The sequence below is a fragment of the Klebsiella sp. K47 genome (assembly GCF_051858335.1).
Taxonomy (GTDB): domain Bacteria; phylum Pseudomonadota; class Gammaproteobacteria; order Enterobacterales; family Enterobacteriaceae; genus Klebsiella; species Klebsiella pneumoniae.
On record NZ_JBPYUI010000009.1, the window covers coordinates 23,700 to 44,178 of the forward strand.

Annotated in this window: 23 protein-coding genes and 1 riboswitch; of the genes, 3 read left to right on the forward strand and 20 right to left on the reverse strand. The window is 61.3% G+C overall.

Annotation, left to right across the window (positions count from 1 at the left end):
- Positions 1-22 precede the first annotated feature (22 nt).
- From cobU to pduF, 20 genes are all read right to left on the reverse strand, one after another.
- Complete coding sequence (gene cobU / locus RRF55_RS10620) at positions 23-568, reverse strand: bifunctional adenosylcobinamide kinase/adenosylcobinamide-phosphate guanylyltransferase (RefSeq protein WP_002915611.1); 546 nt, start codon at positions 566-568, stop codon at positions 23-25.
- Positions 562-2,085, reverse strand: a complete 1,524-nt coding sequence (locus RRF55_RS10625) for a cobyric acid synthase (protein WP_004174595.1) — start codon at positions 2,083-2,085, stop codon at positions 562-564. The genes cobU and RRF55_RS10625 overlap by 7 nt, the downstream gene beginning before the upstream one ends.
- On the reverse strand, positions 2,082-2,906 hold the full coding sequence (locus RRF55_RS10630; protein WP_002915614.1) for an energy-coupling factor ABC transporter ATP-binding protein: 825 nt from the start codon (positions 2,904-2,906) through the stop codon (positions 2,082-2,084). Before RRF55_RS10630 ends, RRF55_RS10625 begins: the two co-directional genes overlap by 4 nt.
- Positions 2,907-2,914: 8 nt before the next feature.
- Entirely contained in the window at positions 2,915-3,592 is a 678-nt protein-coding gene (locus RRF55_RS10635) for an energy-coupling factor ABC transporter transmembrane protein (protein ID WP_002915616.1), read from the reverse strand.
- Positions 3,579-3,860 (reverse strand): energy-coupling factor ABC transporter substrate-binding protein, encoded by a 282-nt coding sequence (locus tag RRF55_RS10640; protein WP_002915619.1) that lies wholly within the window; start codon positions 3,858-3,860, stop codon positions 3,579-3,581. Before RRF55_RS10640 ends, RRF55_RS10635 begins: the two co-directional genes overlap by 14 nt.
- A gap of 1 nt (position 3,861) precedes the next feature.
- Positions 3,862-4,599, reverse strand: coding sequence for a cobalt ECF transporter S component CbiM (gene cbiM, locus RRF55_RS10645; protein ID WP_002915621.1), 738 nt, complete (start codon positions 4,597-4,599; stop codon positions 3,862-3,864).
- Positions 4,599-5,309 carry a cobalt-factor II C(20)-methyltransferase gene (locus tag RRF55_RS10650; RefSeq protein WP_002915624.1) on the reverse strand — a complete coding sequence of 237 codons (711 nt, stop codon included), beginning with the start codon at positions 5,307-5,309 and terminating at the stop codon, positions 4,599-4,601. The genes cbiM and RRF55_RS10650 overlap by 1 nt, the downstream gene beginning before the upstream one ends.
- Entirely contained in the window at positions 5,306-6,100 is a 795-nt protein-coding gene (gene cbiK / locus RRF55_RS10655) for a sirohydrochlorin cobaltochelatase (protein WP_064153075.1), read from the reverse strand. The genes RRF55_RS10650 and cbiK overlap by 4 nt, the downstream gene beginning before the upstream one ends.
- Before the next feature lie 10 nt (positions 6,101-6,110).
- Positions 6,111-6,896 carry a cobalt-precorrin-6A reductase gene (locus RRF55_RS10660; RefSeq protein WP_023285512.1) on the reverse strand — a complete coding sequence of 262 codons (786 nt, stop codon included), beginning with the start codon at positions 6,894-6,896 and terminating at the stop codon, positions 6,111-6,113.
- Complete coding sequence (locus RRF55_RS10665; RefSeq protein WP_004143930.1) at positions 6,893-7,618, reverse strand: precorrin-3B C(17)-methyltransferase; 726 nt, start codon at positions 7,616-7,618, stop codon at positions 6,893-6,895. Before RRF55_RS10665 ends, RRF55_RS10660 begins: the two co-directional genes overlap by 4 nt.
- A complete protein-coding gene (gene cbiG / locus RRF55_RS10670; RefSeq protein ID WP_064153074.1) occupies positions 7,618-8,673 on the reverse strand; it encodes a cobalt-precorrin 5A hydrolase in 1,056 nt (351 codons plus the stop codon). Before cbiG ends, RRF55_RS10665 begins: the two co-directional genes overlap by 1 nt.
- Positions 8,654-9,427 carry a cobalt-precorrin-4 methyltransferase gene (locus RRF55_RS10675; protein ID WP_004149602.1) on the reverse strand — a complete coding sequence of 258 codons (774 nt, stop codon included), beginning with the start codon at positions 9,425-9,427 and terminating at the stop codon, positions 8,654-8,656. The genes cbiG and RRF55_RS10675 overlap by 20 nt, the downstream gene beginning before the upstream one ends.
- A complete protein-coding gene (locus tag RRF55_RS10680) occupies positions 9,420-9,989 on the reverse strand; it encodes a decarboxylating cobalt-precorrin-6B (C(15))-methyltransferase (protein WP_020804170.1) in 570 nt (189 codons plus the stop codon). The genes RRF55_RS10675 and RRF55_RS10680 overlap by 8 nt, the downstream gene beginning before the upstream one ends.
- The gene (locus RRF55_RS10685; protein WP_004174583.1) at positions 9,979-10,584 is read right to left on the reverse strand and encodes a cobalt-precorrin-7 (C(5))-methyltransferase; all 606 of its coding nucleotides are present in this window, start codon (positions 10,582-10,584) and stop codon (positions 9,979-9,981) included. Before RRF55_RS10685 ends, RRF55_RS10680 begins: the two co-directional genes overlap by 11 nt.
- Positions 10,578-11,717 carry a cobalt-precorrin-5B (C(1))-methyltransferase CbiD gene (cbiD, locus tag RRF55_RS10690; RefSeq protein WP_004900269.1) on the reverse strand — a complete coding sequence of 380 codons (1,140 nt, stop codon included), beginning with the start codon at positions 11,715-11,717 and terminating at the stop codon, positions 10,578-10,580. Before cbiD ends, RRF55_RS10685 begins: the two co-directional genes overlap by 7 nt.
- Positions 11,714-12,349 carry a cobalt-precorrin-8 methylmutase gene (locus RRF55_RS10695; protein WP_002915711.1) on the reverse strand — a complete coding sequence of 212 codons (636 nt, stop codon included), beginning with the start codon at positions 12,347-12,349 and terminating at the stop codon, positions 11,714-11,716. Before RRF55_RS10695 ends, cbiD begins: the two co-directional genes overlap by 4 nt.
- A gap of 10 nt (positions 12,350-12,359) precedes the next feature.
- Positions 12,360-13,319, reverse strand: a complete 960-nt coding sequence (cbiB, locus tag RRF55_RS10700; protein WP_002915724.1) for an adenosylcobinamide-phosphate synthase CbiB — start codon at positions 13,317-13,319, stop codon at positions 12,360-12,362.
- Complete coding sequence (locus RRF55_RS10705; protein ID WP_439419123.1) at positions 13,316-14,692, reverse strand: cobyrinate a,c-diamide synthase; 1,377 nt, start codon at positions 14,690-14,692, stop codon at positions 13,316-13,318. The genes cbiB and RRF55_RS10705 overlap by 4 nt, the downstream gene beginning before the upstream one ends.
- Positions 14,693-14,785: 93 nt before the next feature.
- Positions 14,786-14,963, reverse strand: a riboswitch (cobalamin riboswitch).
- Between the two features lie 281 nt (positions 14,964-15,244).
- On the reverse strand, positions 15,245-16,156 hold the full coding sequence (gene pocR, locus RRF55_RS10710; RefSeq protein WP_004181164.1) for a transcriptional regulator PocR: 912 nt from the start codon (positions 16,154-16,156) through the stop codon (positions 15,245-15,247).
- A 203-nt stretch (positions 16,157-16,359) separates the two neighbouring features.
- Positions 16,360-17,169 (reverse strand): propanediol diffusion facilitator PduF, encoded by an 810-nt coding sequence (gene pduF, locus RRF55_RS10715; RefSeq protein ID WP_021312846.1) that lies wholly within the window; start codon positions 17,167-17,169, stop codon positions 16,360-16,362.
- A 524-nt stretch (positions 17,170-17,693) separates the two neighbouring features.
- On the opposite strand from pduF, the gene pduA reads away from it, so the two are divergent.
- The 3 genes from pduA to pduC are packed head-to-tail and all read left to right on the forward strand — an operon-like array spanning position 17,694 to position 20,470.
- Positions 17,694-17,978, forward strand: coding sequence for a propanediol utilization microcompartment protein PduA (gene pduA, locus RRF55_RS10720; protein WP_002915737.1), 285 nt, complete (start codon positions 17,694-17,696; stop codon positions 17,976-17,978).
- Positions 17,975-18,787 (forward strand): propanediol utilization microcompartment protein PduB, encoded by an 813-nt coding sequence (pduB, locus tag RRF55_RS10725; protein WP_002915739.1) that lies wholly within the window; start codon positions 17,975-17,977, stop codon positions 18,785-18,787. The genes pduA and pduB overlap by 4 nt, the downstream gene beginning before the upstream one ends.
- A gap of 18 nt (positions 18,788-18,805) precedes the next feature.
- Positions 18,806-20,470: a propanediol dehydratase large subunit PduC gene (pduC, locus tag RRF55_RS10730; protein ID WP_002915744.1), complete on the forward strand. Its 1,665-nt coding sequence runs from the start codon at positions 18,806-18,808 to the stop codon at positions 20,468-20,470.
- Positions 20,471-20,479 lie beyond the last annotated feature (9 nt).

Sequence of the window (20,479 nt, forward strand, 5' to 3'; positions counted from 1 at the left end):
GCCCGGTCAGCCAGCGATTGAGTTATTTGATTTTGACGCCGATGCCGGAGACCACCAGCCAGACCGCATCCGCCGCGGCCGCCAGGCGCTGATTAACCCGCCCGGCAATATCGCGAAAATGCCGCGCCAGGCGGTTCTCCGGCACAATGCCCATCCCCACCTCGTTGGTCACCAGCACGACGTGCGCCGGACAGCGCTGACAGGCGGCAATCAGCACGCCAATTTCGTCATCAATAGCCCGTTCCATGGCGGCGTAATCCCAGCCGTCGGGGTCGCTGTCGCCGCCGAGCGCGAACAGCAGGTTGGTGACCATGGTGGTGATGCATTCCAGCAAAATCGCCTCCGCTGGGGCGATAGCCGGGGTGATCAGTTCATCAAGCTGCTGCCAGCGCTCGGCGGTGCGCCAGTGGGCGGGCCTGCCGTCGCGATGATGCTGGATCCTTGCGGCCATCTCGTCGTCAAAGATTTGCGAGGTGGCGATATATAACACCTGCGGCGCATCGGCAATCAGCGCCTCGGCATGGCGACTTTTGCCGCTGCGCGCGCCGCCGGTAACCAGAGTCAGCATAGGGGCTCCTGATGTTGGCGCATGATGGCGTAAATTTTATCGATGGCGATATGTTCGCGCATGGCCTCGGCCAGCCGATCAAACTGGCGGGTTTTATAGCGGGCATACTCCAGGGCGCTGTCCAGCGGCGCCAGCCCTTTGCGCTGGCGCAGGCCGTTGAGCAGCGCCCGGGTAAAGGCATCGCTGTCGAACAGGCCATGGAGATAGGTGCCGAACGCCAGGCCGTCGTCGCTTATCGCCCCGTCGTCTACTGCCTGCCCCGCTTTATGCAGTTGCAGCAGGGGCGGGCAGCCTGCCTCGCGGCGCGTCTCGCCCATATGAATTTCGTAGCCACTGACGCGCAGCCCCGCCGCGTCGGCTAACCAATCCGGGAGCGCAGACCCCAGGGTCGCCTGCACCTGGGTGGTGGTTTTGTGCTGGGCGAAGTGGGTCACGGTCTTCAGCACCCCCAGCCCGGGCTGGGCGCCAAGGCCAGACTCCACCTCATCGATAATGGTTTCGCCCAGCATCTGATAGCCGCCGCAGATCCCCAGCAGCGGCACCTTGCGCTGCCGGGCCTGCTCGACCGCGTGCGCCATGCCGCTCTCGCGCAGCCAGCACAGATCGCCGAGGGTATTTTTACTGCCCGGGAGAATGACCAGGTCGGCGTCGGCCAGCGCCTGCGGATCGCGGACATAGCGCACCCGGACGTCTGGCTGTGCCGCCAGGGCGTTAAAGTCGGTAAAATTGGCAATATGCGGCAGGTGAACCACGGCGATGTCGATATCGCGCCGGTCGGTGCGATGGTATTTCCCGGCCTGCAGCGCGACGCCGTCCTCATCCTCAAGATCCACGTCAAGCCATGGCATAACGCCCAGCACCGGCACCCCGGTCAACGCCTCGATTTGCTCTATCCCGGAGCGCAGGAGCGCCACATCGCCGCGGAATTTATTGATGATCACCCCTTTCACCCGCGCCCGCTCCTGAGGCTGCAGCAGCGCCAGCGTGCCGTAAATCGCGGCAAACACCCCGCCGCGGTCGATATCGGCCACCAGGATCACCGGGCATTGCGCCATCTCGGCCATGCCCATATTGACGATATCGCGGTCGCGCAGGTTAATCTCCGCCGGACTGCCGGCGCCTTCCAGCACCAGCGCCTCATACTCTCCGGCCAGGCTCTGGTAGACCGCGAGGATCTGCTCGCGCAGGCGCGGCTTGTACTGGTGATAGCTCACCGCATCCATGCTGGTCGCCACCTGCCCCATCAGGACCACCTGCGCCTGACGGTCGCTGGTGGGCTTGAGCAAAATCGGATTCATGCGGACATCCGGCGCAATCCCGGCCGCTTCGGCCTGGAAAATCTGCGCCCGGCCCATCTCTTTGCCATCCGGCGTAATGCCGGAGTTCAGCGCCATATTCTGTGATTTAAACGGCGCGGTACGCAGCCCATCCTGATGAAAAATGCGGCACAATCCCGCCACCAGCACGCTTTTCCCAACGTCGGAAGCCGTGCCCTGCAACATCACTGCCAGCGTCATGACGCCTCCTTTATCGCGCCTATCGCGTTGTTGTGCATCCGCTGAAAAAACTCCGCCTCGGTTTTACACAGCGGCAGCCCCAGTTCGCTATGAAGTTTCACCAGCCACGGCTGCGTCAATCCCGCCCTGTCCATCGTCTCCGCGCAGGCAAATACCTCGCCGGGATCCCCCGCGGCCAGTACTTCGCCGTGACGCAGCACGTAAACGGCGTCGCTCACCTCATAGATCAGATCGATATCGTGGCTGGAGATCACCACGCGCCGCCCCTGCCCGACAATGCGGCGGATGATGGCGATCATCTGCGCCCGCCCGCGTGGATCGAGGCCCGCGGTGGGCTCGTCAAGCAGCAGGTAGCGCGCCTGCAGCACCAGCGCCCCGGCGATTGCCACCCGTTTTTTCTGCCCATGGCTGAGGCACTGGATCGGCTGCTGGCGAAACCCCTGGGCATCGACGAGGGTCAACGCCTCATCCACCCGGCGGGCGATCTCCTCTTCCGCCACCCCGAGGTTACGCAGACTAAAAGCGATATCGCTGTCGATATCGGTATAGAATATTTGCTGGTCCGGATCCTGAAACACCGTCGCCACCTGCTGGCGCAGCGCCAGCAGACCGCGCTTGCTGTAATTCAGCGCCTCTCCCTGCCACAGCACCGCCCCCTGCTGCGGGCGCAGCAGGCCGCTCAGGTTCATAAACAGCGTCGACTTTCCGCAGCCGTTGGCCCCCACCAGGCCGGTCACCGCATGGCGGGAAAAATCCAGCGTCAGCCCTTTAAGTACCGGCTCATCCTGATAGCGAAACCAGAGATCGGTTGTGGCAAGCATACTTATCCTTAGAGGTGAAAATCACCCTGGTACAATTTGATATCCAGCGCCGTGCTCATCTGCTGATAGCGCAGGAGGACGCGGGTGAACAGCAGTCCCACCAGCATCGCCAGCGAGCGATAGCCCTGCGGCACGCTACCATAGCCAAAACGCAGGGTTTGCGCGCGGTGAATCGCCATCGCCTCGTCCAACAGAATAAAAATGAAGCGCCAGGTCAGCAGGATCTGCTCCGTCAACAGCCGCGGTACGCGACCGCGCTTGAGCAAGATAATCAGCTGTGGGAAAGGCAGATTAAGCACCAGCCAGAGCGTGGCCGCCATCGCTGCCAGGCTGCGCCAGAAGGTCTCCCCGGCCACGGCCAGCCCCGGAGCGGAAATCCCTATCGAGAAAGCGCCCAGCCGCAAGCTCGCTAACAGCATCTGCGGGTCGCGGCTAACGCTGAACAGAATGGTCAGCACGCCGACCAGCAAAAAGCCAAAGGGTAGCGCCATCCAGCGGCACCAGCGCCAGAATGAGACCCGCAGCAGCCAGCAGGTCAGCGCGGCGGTCAGCGCCAGCGTCAGCGCCTGGCCCCACGCCGGCAGCGTAAAGGCCAGCGCCATCAGCAGTAGCCAGAGCAGAAACTTCCGCTCTGGCGCCACCTGCAACCAGCGGCTCTGGTAGCTGAGTCGGTCAAACCCGGTCATCACGGCGCTGTCTGCCCCTCGCATATCCGAGAATGTAAAAAATCACCGCCGCGCCAAGCGAGCCCTGCAGGGTAAACAGCAGACTCTCAATCTCGCCGCTCGCCGGTTCATATAGCGGCTGGAACCAGGGTTGATAATCCGGCGCCACCACCTGGATCTGGCTCTCCGCTTCGCCGTCCGAGCCGCCAAACTCGCCGCCGTGGTTAATAAAAAATGGCAGGATCATCAGGGCGGCCACCATCGCCAACAGGATCAGGGTCTTTTTCATATTAATGTGCCTCCGCGGCGATCAGTCGCCGTTTGGTTAGCTGATCGTAGATCATCACGGTGAGCAAGCCTTCCGCGATGGCGATCGGGATCTGCGTCAGGCAGAAGATGCCCATAAACTTGGCGATCGATCCGCCTGCCCCGGTTGCCGGATCGGGAAAAGCCACCCCGAGCTGGACGGAGGTGACAAAGTAGGTCATCAGATCCGCCAGCATGGCGCAGAGAAAGACCCCGACATCGCGACGGATCCCCGCCCGACAGGCCAGCTTCCACACCAGATAGCCGACCATCGGGCCGATCACCGCCATCGACATCCCGTTGGCGCCAAGGGTGGTCAGGCCGCCATGCGCCAGCAGCAGCGCCTGGAACAGCAGAACGATCGCCCCCAGCACCGCCACCACGCCCGGCCCGAAGAGGATCACCGCCAGACCGACGCCGGTCGGATGCGAGCAGCTGCCGGTCACCGACGGGATCTTCAGCGCCGAAAGAACAAAAATAAACGCCCCGCAGAGGGCCAGCAGCACCTTCTGATTGCTCTCTTCCTGAACGATACGCCGCAGGCGCACCAGGCCGTACCACAGGCAGGGTAAAAACAGCAGCCACCACGCCAGCGCCCACATCGGCGGCAAAAAGCCCTCCATGATATGCATGGCGAACGCCTCCTGCGGGACGATGATCAGCAGAACAGCGGCCGCCAGCCCCCCATACGAAAGCTGCTTCAGCGATTTCACCTGATTCATTACGCCTCCTCCCACTGTTTGTTAACCAGAATGGTCGAGAAATAGGGCAGCGGCTGGTCATCGCTGACCTCGCGCAGACGACGCCAGCACTGCTCGCCCGGCAGGGTGGCCTCTGACATCATCAGCGCCGCATCCAGCAGCCCCGCCTGCGCCAGCAGCGCCTTAATGCGGGCGAAGCGGCCGTAGACTTTCATCAGCACCAGACTGTCATGCTGGCGCAGCGCCGCGGCAATGTCCGCTTCCGGCGCGGTGCAGGAGATCACCGCCAGCGACTGCTGCTCCATGGCCAGCGGGGTTTTCGCCCGCGCGGCAATGGCGGCGAAGGAGGTAACGCCAGGGACAATCTCCAGCCACTCCGGGCAGCCAATCCGCTGCAGCAGAAAGACCCAGGTGCTGAACAACATGGCGTCGCCGAGGGTGATAAACCCGACCTGCCTGCCCGCCGCCACCTCCTGGGCCAGCGCCGCGGCAACGTCGTTCCACACCGCCTCTTTTTCCGCGCTGTCGGCGCTCATCGGAAAATGGCAGCAGCGGACCTCCGTGTGTGCGCCCAGGTACTCGCGTACGATGGAGAGCGCCAGGCTGTCGCCGCCTTTGCGGCCGGCTGGCGCATACAGCACATCCAGCTGGCCGAGGATCCGCGCCGCACGCACGGTGATCAGATCGGCCGCCCCCGGCCCGCTGCTCAGGGCGTATAGTTTGCCGCTCATGCTGCTTTCTCCATCGTGTCGTTCAGCGCCTGCTGCAGATGGGCGACAAACATCGCCCGCACCGCCGGATTCTCCCCTAACCCGTTAAGCCACGGCGTGGCGGGGATACCGGCGGCATTGAAGCGGGTTTTCCACGAATCGTCTTCGTCGGAGGCCATATCATTAATGGCATGATCGCCGGCCACCAGCATCAGCGGCATCAGATGCACGCCGGTCACGCCCTGGCGGGAGAGTTCGTTAATGACGATGTCCACTTCGGGATAGCTTTCCACCGCCCCCACCCGCGCCGGAAAACCCTGCACCGCCATCATATGATCCAGACAGGCGTAGGCCGCGAAGGCGTGGTGGCTGGCGCCGTGCCCCATAAACACCACTCGCTCCGTCGCCGCCAGCGGCGGCATCTGCTGGCGCAGGGCCTGCATCAGCTGCACATAATCGCCATTACCGCTCAACAGCGGCGCGCCCAGCGTCAGACGCTGAAAGCGCGGGCGCATGCTCTGCACTTCGCGAACGATCTTCTCGTACTCGTCGCCGTTGATAATGTGCAGGGACTGGATCGCCACATCCTGGTATCCCTGCTCGGCCAGCTTTTGCAGAGCCTGCAGCGGAGTATCGATATGAATACCGTCGCGCTGCTGCAGTTTGCGAATAATCATCCCCGAGGTGAAGGCGCGGAACAGCGTGCGGTCCGGGCAGCTGGCGGCCAGATCGCGCTCGCAGGCGGCGATGTTCTTCTCGCGGGTGTCGTGATAGCTGGTGCCAAAGCTCACCACCAGAAGTGCTTTTTTCATATCCTCTTCCTCAAGTCGCCGACAGCCAGCGCGTCAACCGCGTAGTGAAATCGGCCTGGCTTTGCAGTAGTTCATCGCCCGTCACCAGCGGCGCCGGACGGGTAATGACGATGCAGGGGATCCCCGCATCAAGACAGGGTTGTACTTTTTCCTGATAGCCTCCTTCCGCCCCCGAGGCTTTCGTCACCACAACATCGGCCCGGCACTGGCGATAAAAGGCGGCGTTAAATTCGGCGCTGAACGGCCCGCAGAGGGCGAAGATCTCCCCGACGCCAAACCCCAGATCGCTACAGTGCTGAACCACCTCCGGCACCGGCAGCACCCGGGCGAGCAGCGTTTTCTCCGCCAGTCCCGCCCGCCAGGCCGCCAGATCTTTGCTGCCGGTGGTCAGCAGGATCCGCTCGCCGAGGCGACGAGCCACCGCGCAGGCCTCGTTCAGATCGCCGACCACGTGAAGTAGCGGATGGCGCAGATCGCTCAGCTGCTCCGGCCTTTGATAGCGGCTGAGCAGAACCCCGACGCTGGCGCAGGCGCGCACAATATTCTGGCTGACCACCTCGGCGTAGGGGTGAGAGGCATCGATCACCCAGCGGGTGCGCTGCGCTCTGAGCCACTCCGCCATCTGCTGCCACTCCATTCGCCCGCAGCGTATCTGCCCGCGGATATCGCCGGCCAGCCGCTCGCCGGTAGGGGTCGCCACCGACAGGGTGTAGCGCACGTCGGCGGCGTCCAGCTGCTGGCAGATCGCCCGCGCATCGCTGGTGCCCCCGATAACCAGCACGTCGCCGTGATTCACAGCGCGTAGCCTCGCGGGGTGATCATCAGGCCGTTGTCGATGTAAGTCGCTTTGTTGCCAACGATCACCAGACTGGTCATATCCACTGGGGCAAAATCCATCTCCCCGAGGGTGGTCAGCCATTTCTCCTGCTTTTTGCGTCCGGCGGATTTGACTACGCCGACCGGCGTATCTGCGCTTTTACTGGCCGCCAGCAGCGCAAAGGCGCGCGCCAGATGTCCTTCGCGGCCGCGGCTGCGGGGGTTGTAGAAACAGATAACGAAGTCCGCTTCCCCGGCGGCGACTATGCGTTTTTCAATCACCGGCCAGGGCGTCAGCAGATCGCTAAGGCTGATATGGCAGAAATCATGCATCAGCGGCGCGCCGAGCAGCGAGGCGGCGGCGATACTGGCCGTCATCCCTGGGATCAGACGGACCTCAATGTCCAGCTGCTGCTTATTGACCAGCTCCAGCACCAGCCCCGCCATGCCGTAGATGCCGGCGTCGCCGCTGCTGATCAGCGCAACGTTGTGCCCGGCCTGCGCCAGCTCGATGGCCGCCTGGCAGCGCTCAATCTCTTTGCACATGCCGGTTTTGATCACCTGCTTGTCGCCGGTAAAGGCTTTTACCAGGTGGGTGTAGGTCTTGTAGCCCACCACGATCTCTGCCGCCTGCAGGGCCTCCACGGCTTCCATGGTCATCATCGCCTGCGAGCCAGGGCCAATTCCGATTACGCTTAACATCAGTGTGTTACTCCCAAAGTAATGGTCACGCCCTGCTCACGCAGGGTTTCGCCGGACAGGTTTCCCTGACTCAGCAGCCAGGCCACCGGGCCGGAGACGCTGCCGACGCCGACCGTCTCCCGGACAAAAGACGAGGCCGGAAAGCGGTGCTCGTGCTCGCGCAGCGCCTCGGCGCTGAAGGTTTCGAACGGCACCCGGCAGCGGCGAGCCAGCTGGCGCAACCCCGGCTCGTTTGCCTTCAGGCTCACGCTGCCGATCGCTTTCAGCGCCAGCGGGTCAAGACGCTGAGCGGCAAGCTGGCGATCCAGCAACGTACTGAGCAGCGCGCAGGGGGTGTCGCGCCGACAGCCGATCCCCGCCACCACCCGCTGGGGCACCAGCTTCCAGTGAGGCACCGGCAGCGGCGGCAGCGACCGGCGCAGGGTGACGCAGATCAGGGCGTCGAGCGCCGGCAAGCGCGCCAGGTCGCTTACCGGGATAAACCCGCGCCGGTCGCAGCGGCTTAGCGCCCCGGTGAATTCGCCGTCGCACCACAGCCCCACCCGCTTACCGCTCACCAGCATCTGGTTAACAGTTTTCACCGCCGCGCGAAAATCGGTCATCCGGGCGTTCAGCTGGAAGGCCAGCGTGTCGAGGGCGGCCAGCTCGTTGACGTCGGTGGCGGTGGTGATCACCGGGTCGGCGTCGAGCATCCCGGCGAGATAGCGGGTCAGCGCATTGGCCCCCCCGGCATGGCCGGAGAGCAAGCTGATGACGTGCCGGGCGCGCTCATCAATCACCACCACCGCCGGGTCGCTGAGCTTGTCATTCACCAGCGGGGCCAGCACCCGCACGGCAATCCCGGTGGCGCCGATAAAAATCAGCGCCGAGAAGCTGCTGAACGCCTCGCGGGCAGCGCTGGCAACGCCGCCGTTGAAGGGGATAAACCCCTCTTCCTGCAGCGCTTCGCTGGTGTAACAGGTAAGCGGCAGCATGGCCGCCAGCCGTTTTGCCAGCCGCACGCCGCCGGGCGTCAGGCAAAACAGGGCAATGGATTCAGGCTTTACGGTATTCATGGCTAAAATCCGCTGCGTACAGTTTTGAGTAGTGATACTCATCGCCGAGGAAGGGGCCGACCAGGATCAGCGCCGTTTTGCGGATCCCGGCGTCGCGTACTTTGTCGCCGATGTCCGCGAGGGTACCGCGGACGGTCTGGCTTTCCGGCCAGGTGGCCTTGTAGATCACCGCGACCGGGGTGGTCGCGGGGTAGCCGCCCTCCACCAGCCGCTCCGCCACCCGGTGAATACGTTGCACCGACAGGTAAATCGCCATCGAGGTTTGATGGCTGGCAAAGGCTTCCAGCTGTTCGCGCGCGGGAACCGGCGTGCGCCCTTCCAGACGGGTAATAATCAGACTCTGCGAGACTTCGGGTACCGTGTACTCCACCCCCAGCTCCGCCGCCGCGCCGAGGAAAGCGCTGACGCCCGGCACCACCTGCCAGCGGATCCCGCGGCGGGTCAGCTCTTCGCCCTGCTCGCGCACCGAGCCATATAGCGAGACGTCGCCCGTCTGCAGACGCACCACCGTTTTTCCCGCCTTCACCCCCGCCTCCATCAGGTCGAGGATCTGCTCCAGATGCAGCGCGGCGCTGTCGTGGCACTCCGCCTGTGGCGGACAGTAGGCCAGTAGCTCGGTGTTGATCAGCGACCCGGCGTAGATCACTACCTGCGCCTGCTGTAGCAGACGGTAGCCTTTGAGAGTAATCAGTTCGCGATCGCCTGGACCGGCGCCGACGAACCACACGCAATGGGGATCAAAAGTCTCAGCCATGGTTTTCTTCCTTCTGACAGGCGATGACAAAAACGGGATTATGGGGTTTGAAGTAGTGGCCGCTGCCCAGGGTAGCCAGGGTGGAGACCGCCAGCTGCTGGCAGTCCACCTCGTGGATGCCGCTCTGCCGCAGGTGCGCCAGAGCGCTATGAAGGTTTTCCTGCAAAATAAAAGTCATCACCAGCCGGCCGCCGGGATGCAGCTGCGCCAGCGACCAGTCGATCAGCGCCGTCAGGTGGCCGCCGCTGCCCCCCATAAAGATCGCGTCGGCTTTGTCGGCGACCGCCAGCGGCGCAACGCCCGCCACGATAGCGATGTTGTTGCAGCCAAAGCGCTGCCGGTTCTCCGCCAGCAGGCGCAGCGCGTCGGCCTGACGCTCAATCGCCGTCACCCGCAGCGCCGGGTTCTGTAGAGCAGCCTCAATGCTGACGCTGCCGGTGCCCGCGCCGATATCAATCAGATGGCGCGCCCGGTGCAGCTCCAGCTTCGCCAGCGCCAGCGCGCGCACGGCCTCTTTGGTCATCGGCACCTGGGCGCCGCGCAAAAACAGCTCATCTTTCATCGAGGATCACCACCGCATTCATCTCATATTCGTCCTCCACGGCGCTGACCGGCAGCCAGTGGATCCGCTCGTTTTCCATCGCCAGGTTCTCGCCTATCACCATCCAGCGATGGCCTTTGCCGCGGGCCATCAGCTGGGCGGCTATCTCCCGCGGTCCGCAGCGGCCGTCGGTCACCATGGCGACTTTCCGGTGGGCGGCCAGAGCATCGAAGCTCACCGCCCGGCCATGGCTGCTGGTCAGCCACATATCGTTCATGTCGATGCCCGCCCGGGCGCAGAGGTACTGCACCGCGCTGATGCCGGGGATCACCTGCACTCGTTCCCGGCCAAAATGGGCAATCAGCCGGGTGCCAATGCCATAGAACAGCGGATCGCCAGAGGCCAGCACCACGACGCGGCGCCCGGTACGGGCCTCAATCCACGCCAGCAGCGCCGGCATATCGGCCCCCAGCGCGAAGCGCTCGCCGGCGAAGTCGGGAAACTGCTGGAGATGGCGGCTGCCGCCCACCAGCGCCTCAGCGGCGGCGATTGCCTCGCGCGCGGCCGGGATCAGCCACTGCAGCCCCGCCGGGCCCATTCCCACAACCGTCAACATGTCAGCTCCCGGGCAATCGCCTCCAGCGGACGGCTGCTGCCCAGTACCTGGTTATCAAAAGAAAACAGAACCGCGTCGCAGGTGGGCGGTTGCTGAGTGAAGCGCAGCATCTCAAGAACACGCTGGCAGATTCGCTCAGCCAGATGGTTATAGAGGCGCTGGTATCCCCAGGCGTCGATATGCTCCATTGCCGCTTCGGTAGTGTCGCACTCGCTGACCAGCGTCAGCAGCGGCAGCGGCGCGCCAAGCAGCGCCAGATGAGCGACGAGAGTTTCCATCCGCGCATCGGCGATATGGCTGTGGGTATGAAAGATCCCGGCGGCGATTTTGATCAGTTTGCCGGGATGGCCAATGAGCACAATCTGGCGGAAACCGAGCCGAACCGCCTCTTCAATCATGTAGCCGACGAAGTTGCTCATGGTGACCACCATCTGCGGGTCGATGCCCATCTGCTCGCGGACAAAGCGCTCACCGTGGTTGCCCGGCACCAGCACCACGCGCTCCAGCCCGGCGGCGCGTTTTATCTCCAGCTCGAGGGAGAGCGAGCGCTTCCAGCTCTCTTCCGACATCGGGGTAACGATCCCCGTGGTGCCGATAATCGAGATGCCGCCGAGGATCCCCAGCCGGGCGTTATAGGTTTTTTGCGCGCGAAGCGCGCCTTCCGGGGCAAAAATCTCCACCTGCGCGCCGCGGGTAGGACCTATCGCTTCGCGCACGGCGGTCTCGATGGTGTGCCGCGGAGTGCGGTTTATCGCCGGGCTGCCTGTCGGCAGGCCGATCCCTTTGCGGGTCACCGTGCCGATACCCTCCCCGCCCTGCAGGCTAATCTCTCCGCTGTCATTGAGGGTGACCCGGGCAAAAATCAGCATGCCGTGGGTGGCGTCGACATCATCGCCGCCGTCTTTACGGATCGCGGCGACCGCCTGCTGCCCTTCGACGTGCGGGGACTCAACGTTCAGGCACAGGGTGACGCCGGAGGGGGTGACGATCGAGACCTGATGAATCAGATGCTGGCGCATCACCATCAGCGCCGCCACTTTTGCCGCCGCTGTGGCGCAGGAGCCGGTGGTGTAGCCCTTGCGCAGCGCTTTGCCGTGATGCCACACCGGGGCGTCAAAGGTCTGATCGCTCATTGCGCCTCCCGCAGGTGGTAAAGCAGAGCGTTCACAATCGCTGCCGCCACGTTGCTTCCCCCTTTGCGGCCGAGCGCGGCGATGGCCGGCAGGCCGCTCTCGCTGAGCGCCGCTTTCGACTCCGCCGCGCCGACGAACCCGACCGGCACCCCCACCACGCCGCCGATGGCGGTCTCGCGATGTTCCAGCAGGCGAAACAGCGCGGTTGGCGCATTGCCGAAGACGAACACTTTCTCCCCGGGCTCCTGCACCGCAATATCCACCGCCGCCATCGAGCGGGTCATCCCCCGGCTTTGCGCCTCGCGCACCACCCGCGGGTCGCTGATATAGCAGCGGCATTCGCCGCCAAAGCGGGCCAGCAGGGTTTTGTTGATCCCGGACAGCGCCATGGTGGTATCAGTATACAGCGTGCAGGGCCGGCTCAAGGCCTCACTCAGCGCGATCAGGGCATCCGGAGAAAACCACAGAATATCCAGCCAGTCGAAGTCAGCGGTGGTGTGGATCACCCGCTTGATAATCGCCTCGTGCAGCGGGCTGGCGAAACGGTAGTCCGGTCGCGTTTCGGCGATGATCTCGCTGATGATGTCGAAGCTTTTCGCCTCGATCGCCTGCGGTTGTTGGATGTACTGCATCAGGTTCTCCTCAGGCCGCGCCGACCAGCCAGTAGCGCACGCCGATAAACAGCGCCAGCGCCAGGCTTGACGCCACCCACATTAATCGAATGGTTCGGGAAATATCGTCCACCGCGATGTCGCGGACGGCGTCGCCTATCCAGGGCTTTTCAACGCGCTGGCCGAAGTAATCGTTCGGGCCGCCAAGGCGGATCCCCAGCGCGCCGGCGACGGTCGCTTCCGGCCAGGCGCAGTTAGGACTGCTGTGCTGATAGCGATCGCGCCAGCCCGTACGCAGCGCCCGGGCGCCATCTTCCCGGCATAGCACCGCGGCAAGGCTGAGCAGCAGCCAGCTCAGCCGGGCGGGAAGGAAGTTGGCTACATCATCAAGACGAGCGCTGACCATGCCGATCGCCCGGTATTTTTCGTGTTTATAGCCGACCATGGAATCGAGGGTGTTGACCGCTTTATAGGCCATGGCCAGCGGCGCGCCGCCGAGGAGCAGGAAAAAGAGCGGCGCGATAATGCCATCCACCGTGTTCTCCGCCACGGTCTCCACCACCGCACGGTTGATCTGCGCTGGCTGGAGCTGAGAGGTATCGCGCCCGACAATCCAGGAGAGCTTATGCCGGCTTTCGGCGAGATCTCCGGCCTGCAGCGGCCGGGCCACCGCCATCGCCGACTGTGCCAGACAGCGTCCCGCCAGCGCGGTGAAGATCATCCACACTTCCACCAGCCATCCAAGCCAGGGGTGGATCCCGTGCGCCAGCGCCAGTACGCCCCAGGCCACGCCCCATGTCAGGCCGATAACCACCAGCCACATCACCCCGCCGCCGATGCGCAGCGCCCGGTCGCTATGGCAGACGCGTCGCACTACACGCTGGCTGACGGCGATCAGGCGACCTATCCAGCGCACCGGATGCGGCCAGTGCGGCGGATCGCCAATGACGACATCAAGTATCCAGGCTACACACCAGGCGAGAAGGGTCATAGCGCCCTCCTTGCTGCCCGCAACCAGTGGTTGAGCATGGTGGGACGCTGGGCAAAATGGACATGGAGATAGCTGGCAAAGGCGCTGCCGGACTGCCATCCTCCCTGCCACTGCTGGAGCGTCTTACCGTCTCGCTGTTTACGGCAGGCCAGTACGGCGGGGGTGGCGGGAGAAAAATCGGAGTAATGAAATTCATGGCCGCGCAGCCACTCGCCAGGGGCTGCCAGCAGCGTCTGCTGCTGCGCCTGCGCTTCGCAGTAGCCGAACCGGGTCAGACGCGTCCCCATTCGGCTGTGTCCGGGAATAATATCCGCCATCGTGTAGCGCTCGCCGCTGGTGACTTCCAGGGTCGTGCCCAGATACATCAGGCCGCCGCACTCGGCGTAGATCGCCACCCCGCGCCGGTGCGCCGCGCGAAGCTGTGTCAGCATCTCGTGGTTAGCGGATAGCCCGGCCGCATGCAGCTCCGGATAGCCGCCGCCGAGCCAGATCATCTGGCAGGCCGGCAGCTGGCGATCGCGCAGTGGGCTAAAGCGCACCATCTTCACGCCGCAGCGCGCCAGCAGCGCCAGGTTATCGGGGTAATAAAAATTGAAGGCCTCATCGTCGGCGAGGGCCAACGTCAGTCCTTCGCCGGCATCGGCGGCAAGCTGTTCTCCCCACTCGCCGATCGGCATGGCGGCCAGTTCGCTGAGGGCCAGCAGCCGGTCTATGTCGAGGGTGCGCCCCAGCAGGCTGGCAAAATCCCGCCATGCCTGCTGATTGACCATCGACTCGCGGGCGGTCACCAGTCCCAGATGTCGTTCGGGCAGCGCCACGCCTTCCACGCGCGGCACATAGCCGAGCACTGGCACCTGACAGTAGCGCTCAATGGCGCTTTTCAGCAGCTGGAAGTGCGCGTCGCTGTTGACCCGATTGACGATAACGCCAGCGATGTCGAGAGCCGGATCAAAATGTTGAAAACCCATCACCGTGGCGGCGATGGAGGTCGACACCGCTTTGCCATCCACCAGCAAAATCACCGGGCAGCCAAGCTGCTTAGCCATTGCCGCGCTGCTGCAGTAGTTAGGGTCGGTGCCGTAGCCGTCATACAGGCCCATCACCCCTTCGATAACCGCGATATCGGCCTGCTGTAGCTGTTCGGTAAACAGCGCGTTGAGTATCGGGGCGGGAAGCATAAAGCTGTCGAGATTGCGGGAAGCGATGCCGCTGATGGCGGTGTGCCAGGCGGTATCCAGGTAGTCAGGCCCGACTTTACAGGGTTGCACCCGCATACCGCGCTGTTGGAGCAAGCTGAGCAGGCCGAGCGTAACGGTGGTTTTGCCACAACCGCTGCCGGTACCCGCAAGAATGAACGCACGCCTGGTTGCCATACCCTGTCCTGTTCTGGCGGTCAGGGTATAGCTACGCGCATGCCTGGTCCTGCGACCACGCACCGCTAAGCCACCCACTTCCCACCGAAGTTGTTGGTCAGTTACCGGCAGGCAGGTCTTCTGGCTTAGCCTCGTTCTCGCCCGCCCTTCCCAATCTTTCGATCAGTGGTTTTTGCGGGGTCGTCAGCATCACAGCAGCGGGGGCTGCGGGGGATTTACACCCCCTTCCCTGACACCAAACTGGTGTCGAACCTGTCGGTTTGTTTCGCCGATGCGCCCTGCATCGACGGGTATTACTTTATGTTTTCTTTTACCGTTTCATCACTCGTCACAATGACGTCAGTGAAGGAAAGCGGTGTTGTGATAATCAGCTGTCTCGTATTAACGGACACTCTATCTCATCACAAAAATAAAAACTGGTGTAGTTTATCCCTCGAATATCACTATTTTGTTGCGCTATGACAATTTATTGCTCTACTGTCGTTTTTTTCATTTTATATTGATGAAGATACTCGGGGATATCAAAAATCGGCAATAGCAAAATATTGTCATTTAAAAAGACTCAGTTTGTGATCCGGCATTAATTTGCTGACGAAATGCCTGCGGCGTTACCTGATAGGTCTGGCGAAACACTTTGCAAAAATAGCTGGTTTGCGAAAAACCTAAATTCCGCGCGATGCTGGCGATGCTCCAGTCGCTGTGGCATAGCAGCTCTTTTGCGCTCGCCATCCGCTGCTGATTGACCCAGGCGTTAAAACCGATCCCCTGATACTTTTTAAACAGTTTGCTGAAGTAGTACGGGCTGAGATAGACATGCGCCGCCACATCCTCCAGACGCAGCTCATCGGAGAGATGCGCGTCGATATAGCGCAGCGCCTTCTTCATTTTGCCATCGTGCGGCGAGGGCGCCCGGCTGGCCTGCGCCGGGTCGTTCTGCGACGGGTTATCTTTGATAACCACAAAGTTGAGCTGTTTTTTCAGGCAATTCTCGACGATCAGCTTCAGCAGATCCGCCGAAGCGATAACCCGCGAATAGTCCATCTCCGGCACATCGCGAAACGCCTGGACCAGCGCCGGATCGTCCTGCCAGCGGTCATCGACGTTCAAGATATCAACCAGTTCAACATCATTGCTCAGACGCACCTGCCCGCACAGCACGAAGCCGACCAGGTGGCCGGCGATCACCAGCGGGATGGAAAAATCGGTTAACCCCGCATGACAGCGGTAGATACACAGCTGGTCTTTTTTCGAGGCTTCCAGCCCGCCGCAGCGGTCGCTCATGCGACAGCGTCCGCTGTGCTCCGGGTGCTGACGCATCAGCTGGCAAAACGGCGTGAAATTAAACAATTCAGAAATCTCATCACCGTGAATATTGACGACCACAACCGCCAGACTGGTGGCTTGCGCAAAATCCTGTGCGATTTTATTGATGAGTTCTGAGTTTAGGGTACTCGCAGAAATCATGATAAAACCCCTCAGTTAATTTTTTGTTATAAATAAAACATATTTTTCATATTTACCTTTTTTAGCATCAGATCCCATCGACGATAAAAAAGTGCATTGACAATAACAAAAGTCTCCCAACCCGGGGAGACTTTTTGAGCGGTTCGTGATATCGGTTCATGAAATTAGCCTGGCTATTTCACAGATACATTCCCCTTATGACGCTAACGCGTATTTTCTTCCTCCACGCAGGTATGACAGGGCAGATTATTGGCGATAAGAAAACGATAAATTGCGGCGCCGAGGCAGGCCCCTAACAACGGTGCGATAATGGGCACGATAAAATAGGGAATATCTCTTCCCCCGGTCATGGCGATATTGCCCCACCCGGCGAACCAGGTGAACAATTTCGGGCCAAAATCGCGTGCTGGATTCATCGCGAAGCCGGTAAGCGGCCCGGTCGAGGCGCCGATCACCGCCACCAGAATGCCAATCAACAGCGGCGCCAGTGGGCCCTTGGGTACGCCGTTGCCATCATCGGTGAGCGCCATGATCATCCCCATCAGCATCGAGGTGATCACCACCTCCACCAGCGCCGCATGCCAGATGCTGAGCTCAGGCGCCGGGTAGGTGCTGAATATACTGGCCAGCTGCAGGCTTTCCAGGCTGCCACGCACCATATGATGCACCGTTTCAAATTGCGTAAACAGGGTGCTGTAAAGTATCCAGGCCAGCACGGCGCCGCCAAACGCGCCGGCGACCTGAGCCAGGATATAGGGCACCACTTTTCTGCCCGGGAAGCAGGCAAACAGCCACAGGGCGACGGTGACCGCGGGGTTCAGATGTCCCCCCGAAATGCCGGCCGTCAGGTACACCGCCAGAGAAATACCCAGTCCCCAGATAATACAGATCTCCCACAGCCCCAGGCTGGCGCCGGTCAGTTTCAGGGCGCTCAGGCAGCAGATACCAAAAAACAGAAACAGCCCGGTGCCTAATAACTCGGCGATACATTGCGCGCGTAAAGAACCATTCATTGTGACACCTCGTGACGAAGTTCGTGTCCAGGCCAGCCAACCATCCGCTGGCTCGTTGGGTACGGCGAGGCCCACTATAGAAACCGGCAGCGGCAAAGTGTTGGCATCCTGCGGAAATCGGGCGGCGTAAAGTCGCCGAAGAAGAATAATTTATTGCTATTTGTTCGCGAATCCATGCAGCAATGGCGGGCGTTCAGGGGGTATTTTAATTTCCAACTAAATGATAAAAAATTGCGAAAGCGCAGTGCTTATTTTCCAACAAATATCACATCACGCAAAATATCGCATAGCAAAAACAATTTAAAAAATCACCTCTTAAAATGTAAATACGGAGCGTGAATTGCAATATAATCACATTTATACAAACAATAAAATCAAATAAAAACAACGATATAAAATAAAATAAATCCATTTTATATTATATAAAAACCACTATTTTTTCGCTCTCCACCATCAACTCAGCCATTCTTTTTCGCCGCTCCGCCATATAGTTCCCTCACTGGCACATATCCTGCGAGGTCTTTATGCAACAAGAAGCATTAGGAATGGTAGAAACCAAAGGCTTAACCGCAGCCATAGAGGCCGCTGACGCAATGGTTAAGTCGGCCAACGTTTTATTAGTTGGCTATGAAAGGATCGGTTCAGGCCTGGTGACCGTCATCGTGCGTGGCGACGTGGGGGCAGTTAAAGCCGCCACCGACGCCGGTGCCGCCGCAGCCCGCCACGTGGGCGAAGTGAAAGCCGTACACGTCATTCCCCGCCCCCATACCGATGTTGAAAAAATCTTACCGAAGGGGAATAGCCAATGAGCAGCAATGAGCTGGTTGAACAGATCATGGCGCAAGTCATAGCCCGTGTAGCGACGCCAGAGCAGCAGGCGCTTCCCGATACCCCCCATCCCACAGGAGAGACGGCTATGGCAGAGAAAAGCTGCAGCTTAACGGAATTTGTCGGGACCGCCATTGGCGACACCCTCGGGCTGGTCATCGCCAACGTGGATGCCGCGTTGCTGGAGGCGATGAAGCTCGAAAAACGCTATCGCTCTATCGGCATCCTCGGCGCCCGCACCGGCGCCGGGCCGCACATCATGGCCGCCGATGAAGCGGTCAAAGCCACCAACACCGAAGTGGTCAGCATTGAGCTTCCTCGCGACACCAAAGGCGGCGCCGGCCATGGCTCGCTGATTGTGCTGGGCGGGAATGATGTTTCCGACGTCAAACGCGGGATTGAGGTCGCGCTGAAAGAGCTGGACCGTACCTTCGGCGATGTCTACGGCAACGAAGCGGGTCATATTGAGCTGCAGTATACCGCGCGCGCCAGTTATGCCCTGGAAAAAGCGTTCGGCGCCCCACTGGGCCGCGCCTGCGGCATTATCGTCGGCGCCCCGGCGTCCGTTGGCGTGCTGATGGCCGATACCGCGCTGAAATCAGCCAACGTCGAGGTGGTGGCTTACAGCTCACCGGCCCACGGCACCAGTTTCAGCAACGAAGCCATTCTGGTAATTTCCGGCGACTCTGGCGCGGTGCGCCAGGCGGTGATCTCCGCCCGGGAAATCGGCAAAACCGTACTGGCGACGCTGGGCGCCGAACCGAAAAACGATCGCCCCTCCTACATTTAATACCCGCGAGGCTGATTCATGAGATCGAAAAGATTTGAAGCACTGGCGAAACGCCCTGTGAATCAGGATGGTTTCGTTAAGGAGTGGATTGAAGAGGGCTTTATCGCGATGGAAAGCCCTAACGATCCCAAACCTTCTATCCGCATCGTCAACGGCGCGGTGACCGAACTCGACGGTAAACCGGTTGAGCAGTTCGACCTGATTGACCACTTTATCGCGCGCTACGGCATTAATCTCGCCCGGGCCGAAGAAGTGATGGCCATGGATTCGGTTAAGCTCGCCAACATGCTCTGCGACCCGAACGTTAAACGCAGCGACATCGTGCCGCTCACTACCGCGATGACCCCGGCGAAAATCGTGGAAGTGGTGTCGCATATGAACGTGGTCGAGATGATGATGGCGATGCAAAAAATGCGCGCCCGCCGCACGCCGTCCCAGCAGGCGCATGTCACTAATATCAAAGACAATCCGGTACAGATTGCCGCCGACGCCGCTGAAGGCGCATGGCGCGGCTTTGACGAGCAGGAGACCACCGTCGCCGTGGCGCGCTACGCGCCGTTCAACGCCATCGCCCTGCTGGTCGGTTCACAGGTTGGCCGTCCCGGCGTCCTCACCCAGTGTTCGCTGGAAGAAGCCACCGAGCTGAAACTGGGTATGCTGGGCCACACCTGCTATGCCGAAACCATTTCGGTATACGGTACGGAACCGGTGTTTACCGATGGCGATGACACCCCGTGGTCGAAAGGCTTCCTCGCCTCCTCCTACGCCTCGCGCGGCCTGAAAATGCGCTTTACCTCCGGTTCCGGTTCTGAAGTACAGATGGGCTATGCCGAAGGCAAATCGATGCTTTATCTCGAAGCGCGCTGCATCTACATCACCAAAGCCGCCGGGGTGCAAGGCCTGCAGAATGGCTCCGTCAGCTGTATCGGCGTGCCGTCCGCCGTGCCGTCCGGGATCCGCGCCGTACTGGCGGAAAACCTGATCTGCTCAGCGCTGGATCTGGAGTGCGCCTCCAGCAACGATCAAACCTTTACCCACTCGGATATGCGGCGTACCGCGCGTCTGCTGATGCAGTTCCTGCCAGGCACCGACTTCATCTCCTCCGGTTACTCGGCGGTGCCGAACTACGACAACATGTTCGCCGGTTCCAACGAAGATGCCGAAGACTTCGATGACTACAACGTGATCCAGCGCGACCTGAAGGTCGATGGCGGCCTGCGGCCGGTGCGTGAAGAGGACGTGATCGCCATTCGCAACAAAGCCGCCCGCGCGCTGCAGGCGGTATTTGCCGGCATGGGTTTGCCGCCTATTACGGATGAAGAAGTAGAAGCCGCCACCTACGCCCACGGTTCAAAAGATATGCCTGAGCGCAATATCGTCGAGGACATCAAGTTTGCTCAGGAGATCATCAACAAGAACCGCAACGGCCTGGAGGTGGTGAAAGCCCTGGCGAAAGGCGGCTTCCCCGATGTCGCCCAGGACATGCTCAATATTCAGAAAGCCAAGCTCACCGGCGACTACCTGCATACCTCCGCCATCATTGTTGGCGAGGGCCAGGTGCTCTCGGCCGTGAATGACGTGAACGATTATGCCGGTCCGGCAACAGGCTACCGCCTGCAAGGCGAGCGCTGGGAAGAGATTAAAAATATCCCGGGCGCGCTCGATCCCAATGAACTTGGCTAAGGGGTGAAA

Bases quoted from the DNA above. Each gene is read 5' to 3' on its own strand.
- cobU (WP_002915611.1), bottom strand. From the start codon at position 568: ATGCTGACTCTGGTTACCGGCGGCGCGCGCAGCGGCAAAAGTCGCCAT.
- RRF55_RS10625 (WP_004174595.1), bottom strand. From the start codon at position 2,085: ATGACGCTGGCAGTGATGTTGCAGGGCACGGCTTCCGACGTTGGGAAA.
- RRF55_RS10630 (WP_002915614.1), bottom strand. From the start codon at position 2,906: ATGCTTGCCACAACCGATCTCTGGTTTCGCTATCAGGATGAGCCGGTA.
- RRF55_RS10635 (WP_002915616.1), bottom strand. From the start codon at position 3,592: ATGACCGGGTTTGACCGACTCAGCTACCAGAGCCGCTGGTTGCAGGTG.
- RRF55_RS10640 (WP_002915619.1), bottom strand. From the start codon at position 3,860: ATGAAAAAGACCCTGATCCTGTTGGCGATGGTGGCCGCCCTGATGATC.
- cbiM (WP_002915621.1), bottom strand. From the start codon at position 4,599: ATGAATCAGGTGAAATCGCTGAAGCAGCTTTCGTATGGGGGGCTGGCG.
- RRF55_RS10650 (WP_002915624.1), bottom strand. From the start codon at position 5,309: ATGAGCGGCAAACTATACGCCCTGAGCAGCGGGCCGGGGGCGGCCGAT.
- cbiK (WP_064153075.1), bottom strand. From the start codon at position 6,100: ATGAAAAAAGCACTTCTGGTGGTGAGCTTTGGCACCAGCTATCACGAC.
- RRF55_RS10665 (WP_004143930.1), bottom strand. From the start codon at position 7,618: ATGTTAAGCGTAATCGGAATTGGCCCTGGCTCGCAGGCGATGATGACC.
- cbiG (WP_064153074.1), bottom strand. From the start codon at position 8,673: ATGAATACCGTAAAGCCTGAATCCATTGCCCTGTTTTGCCTGACGCCC.
- RRF55_RS10675 (WP_004149602.1), bottom strand. From the start codon at position 9,427: ATGGCTGAGACTTTTGATCCCCATTGCGTGTGGTTCGTCGGCGCCGGT.
- RRF55_RS10680 (WP_020804170.1), bottom strand. From the start codon at position 9,989: ATGAAAGATGAGCTGTTTTTGCGCGGCGCCCAGGTGCCGATGACCAAA.
- RRF55_RS10685 (WP_004174583.1), bottom strand. From the start codon at position 10,584: ATGTTGACGGTTGTGGGAATGGGCCCGGCGGGGCTGCAGTGGCTGATC.
- cbiD (WP_004900269.1), bottom strand. From the start codon at position 11,717: ATGAGCGATCAGACCTTTGACGCCCCGGTGTGGCATCACGGCAAAGCG.
- RRF55_RS10695 (WP_002915711.1), bottom strand. From the start codon at position 12,349: ATGCAGTACATCCAACAACCGCAGGCGATCGAGGCGAAAAGCTTCGAC.
- cbiB (WP_002915724.1), bottom strand. From the start codon at position 13,319: ATGACCCTTCTCGCCTGGTGTGTAGCCTGGATACTTGATGTCGTCATT.
- RRF55_RS10705 (WP_439419123.1), bottom strand. From the start codon at position 14,692: ATGGCAACCAGGCGTGCGTTCATTCTTGCGGGTACCGGCAGCGGTTGT.
- pocR (WP_004181164.1), bottom strand. From the start codon at position 16,156: ATGATTTCTGCGAGTACCCTAAACTCAGAACTCATCAATAAAATCGCA.
- pduF (WP_021312846.1), bottom strand. From the start codon at position 17,169: ATGAATGGTTCTTTACGCGCGCAATGTATCGCCGAGTTATTAGGCACC.
- pduA (WP_002915737.1), top strand. From the start codon at position 17,694: ATGCAACAAGAAGCATTAGGAATGGTAGAAACCAAAGGCTTAACCGCA.
- pduB (WP_002915739.1), top strand. From the start codon at position 17,975: ATGAGCAGCAATGAGCTGGTTGAACAGATCATGGCGCAAGTCATAGCC.
- pduC (WP_002915744.1), top strand. From the start codon at position 18,806: ATGAGATCGAAAAGATTTGAAGCACTGGCGAAACGCCCTGTGAATCAG.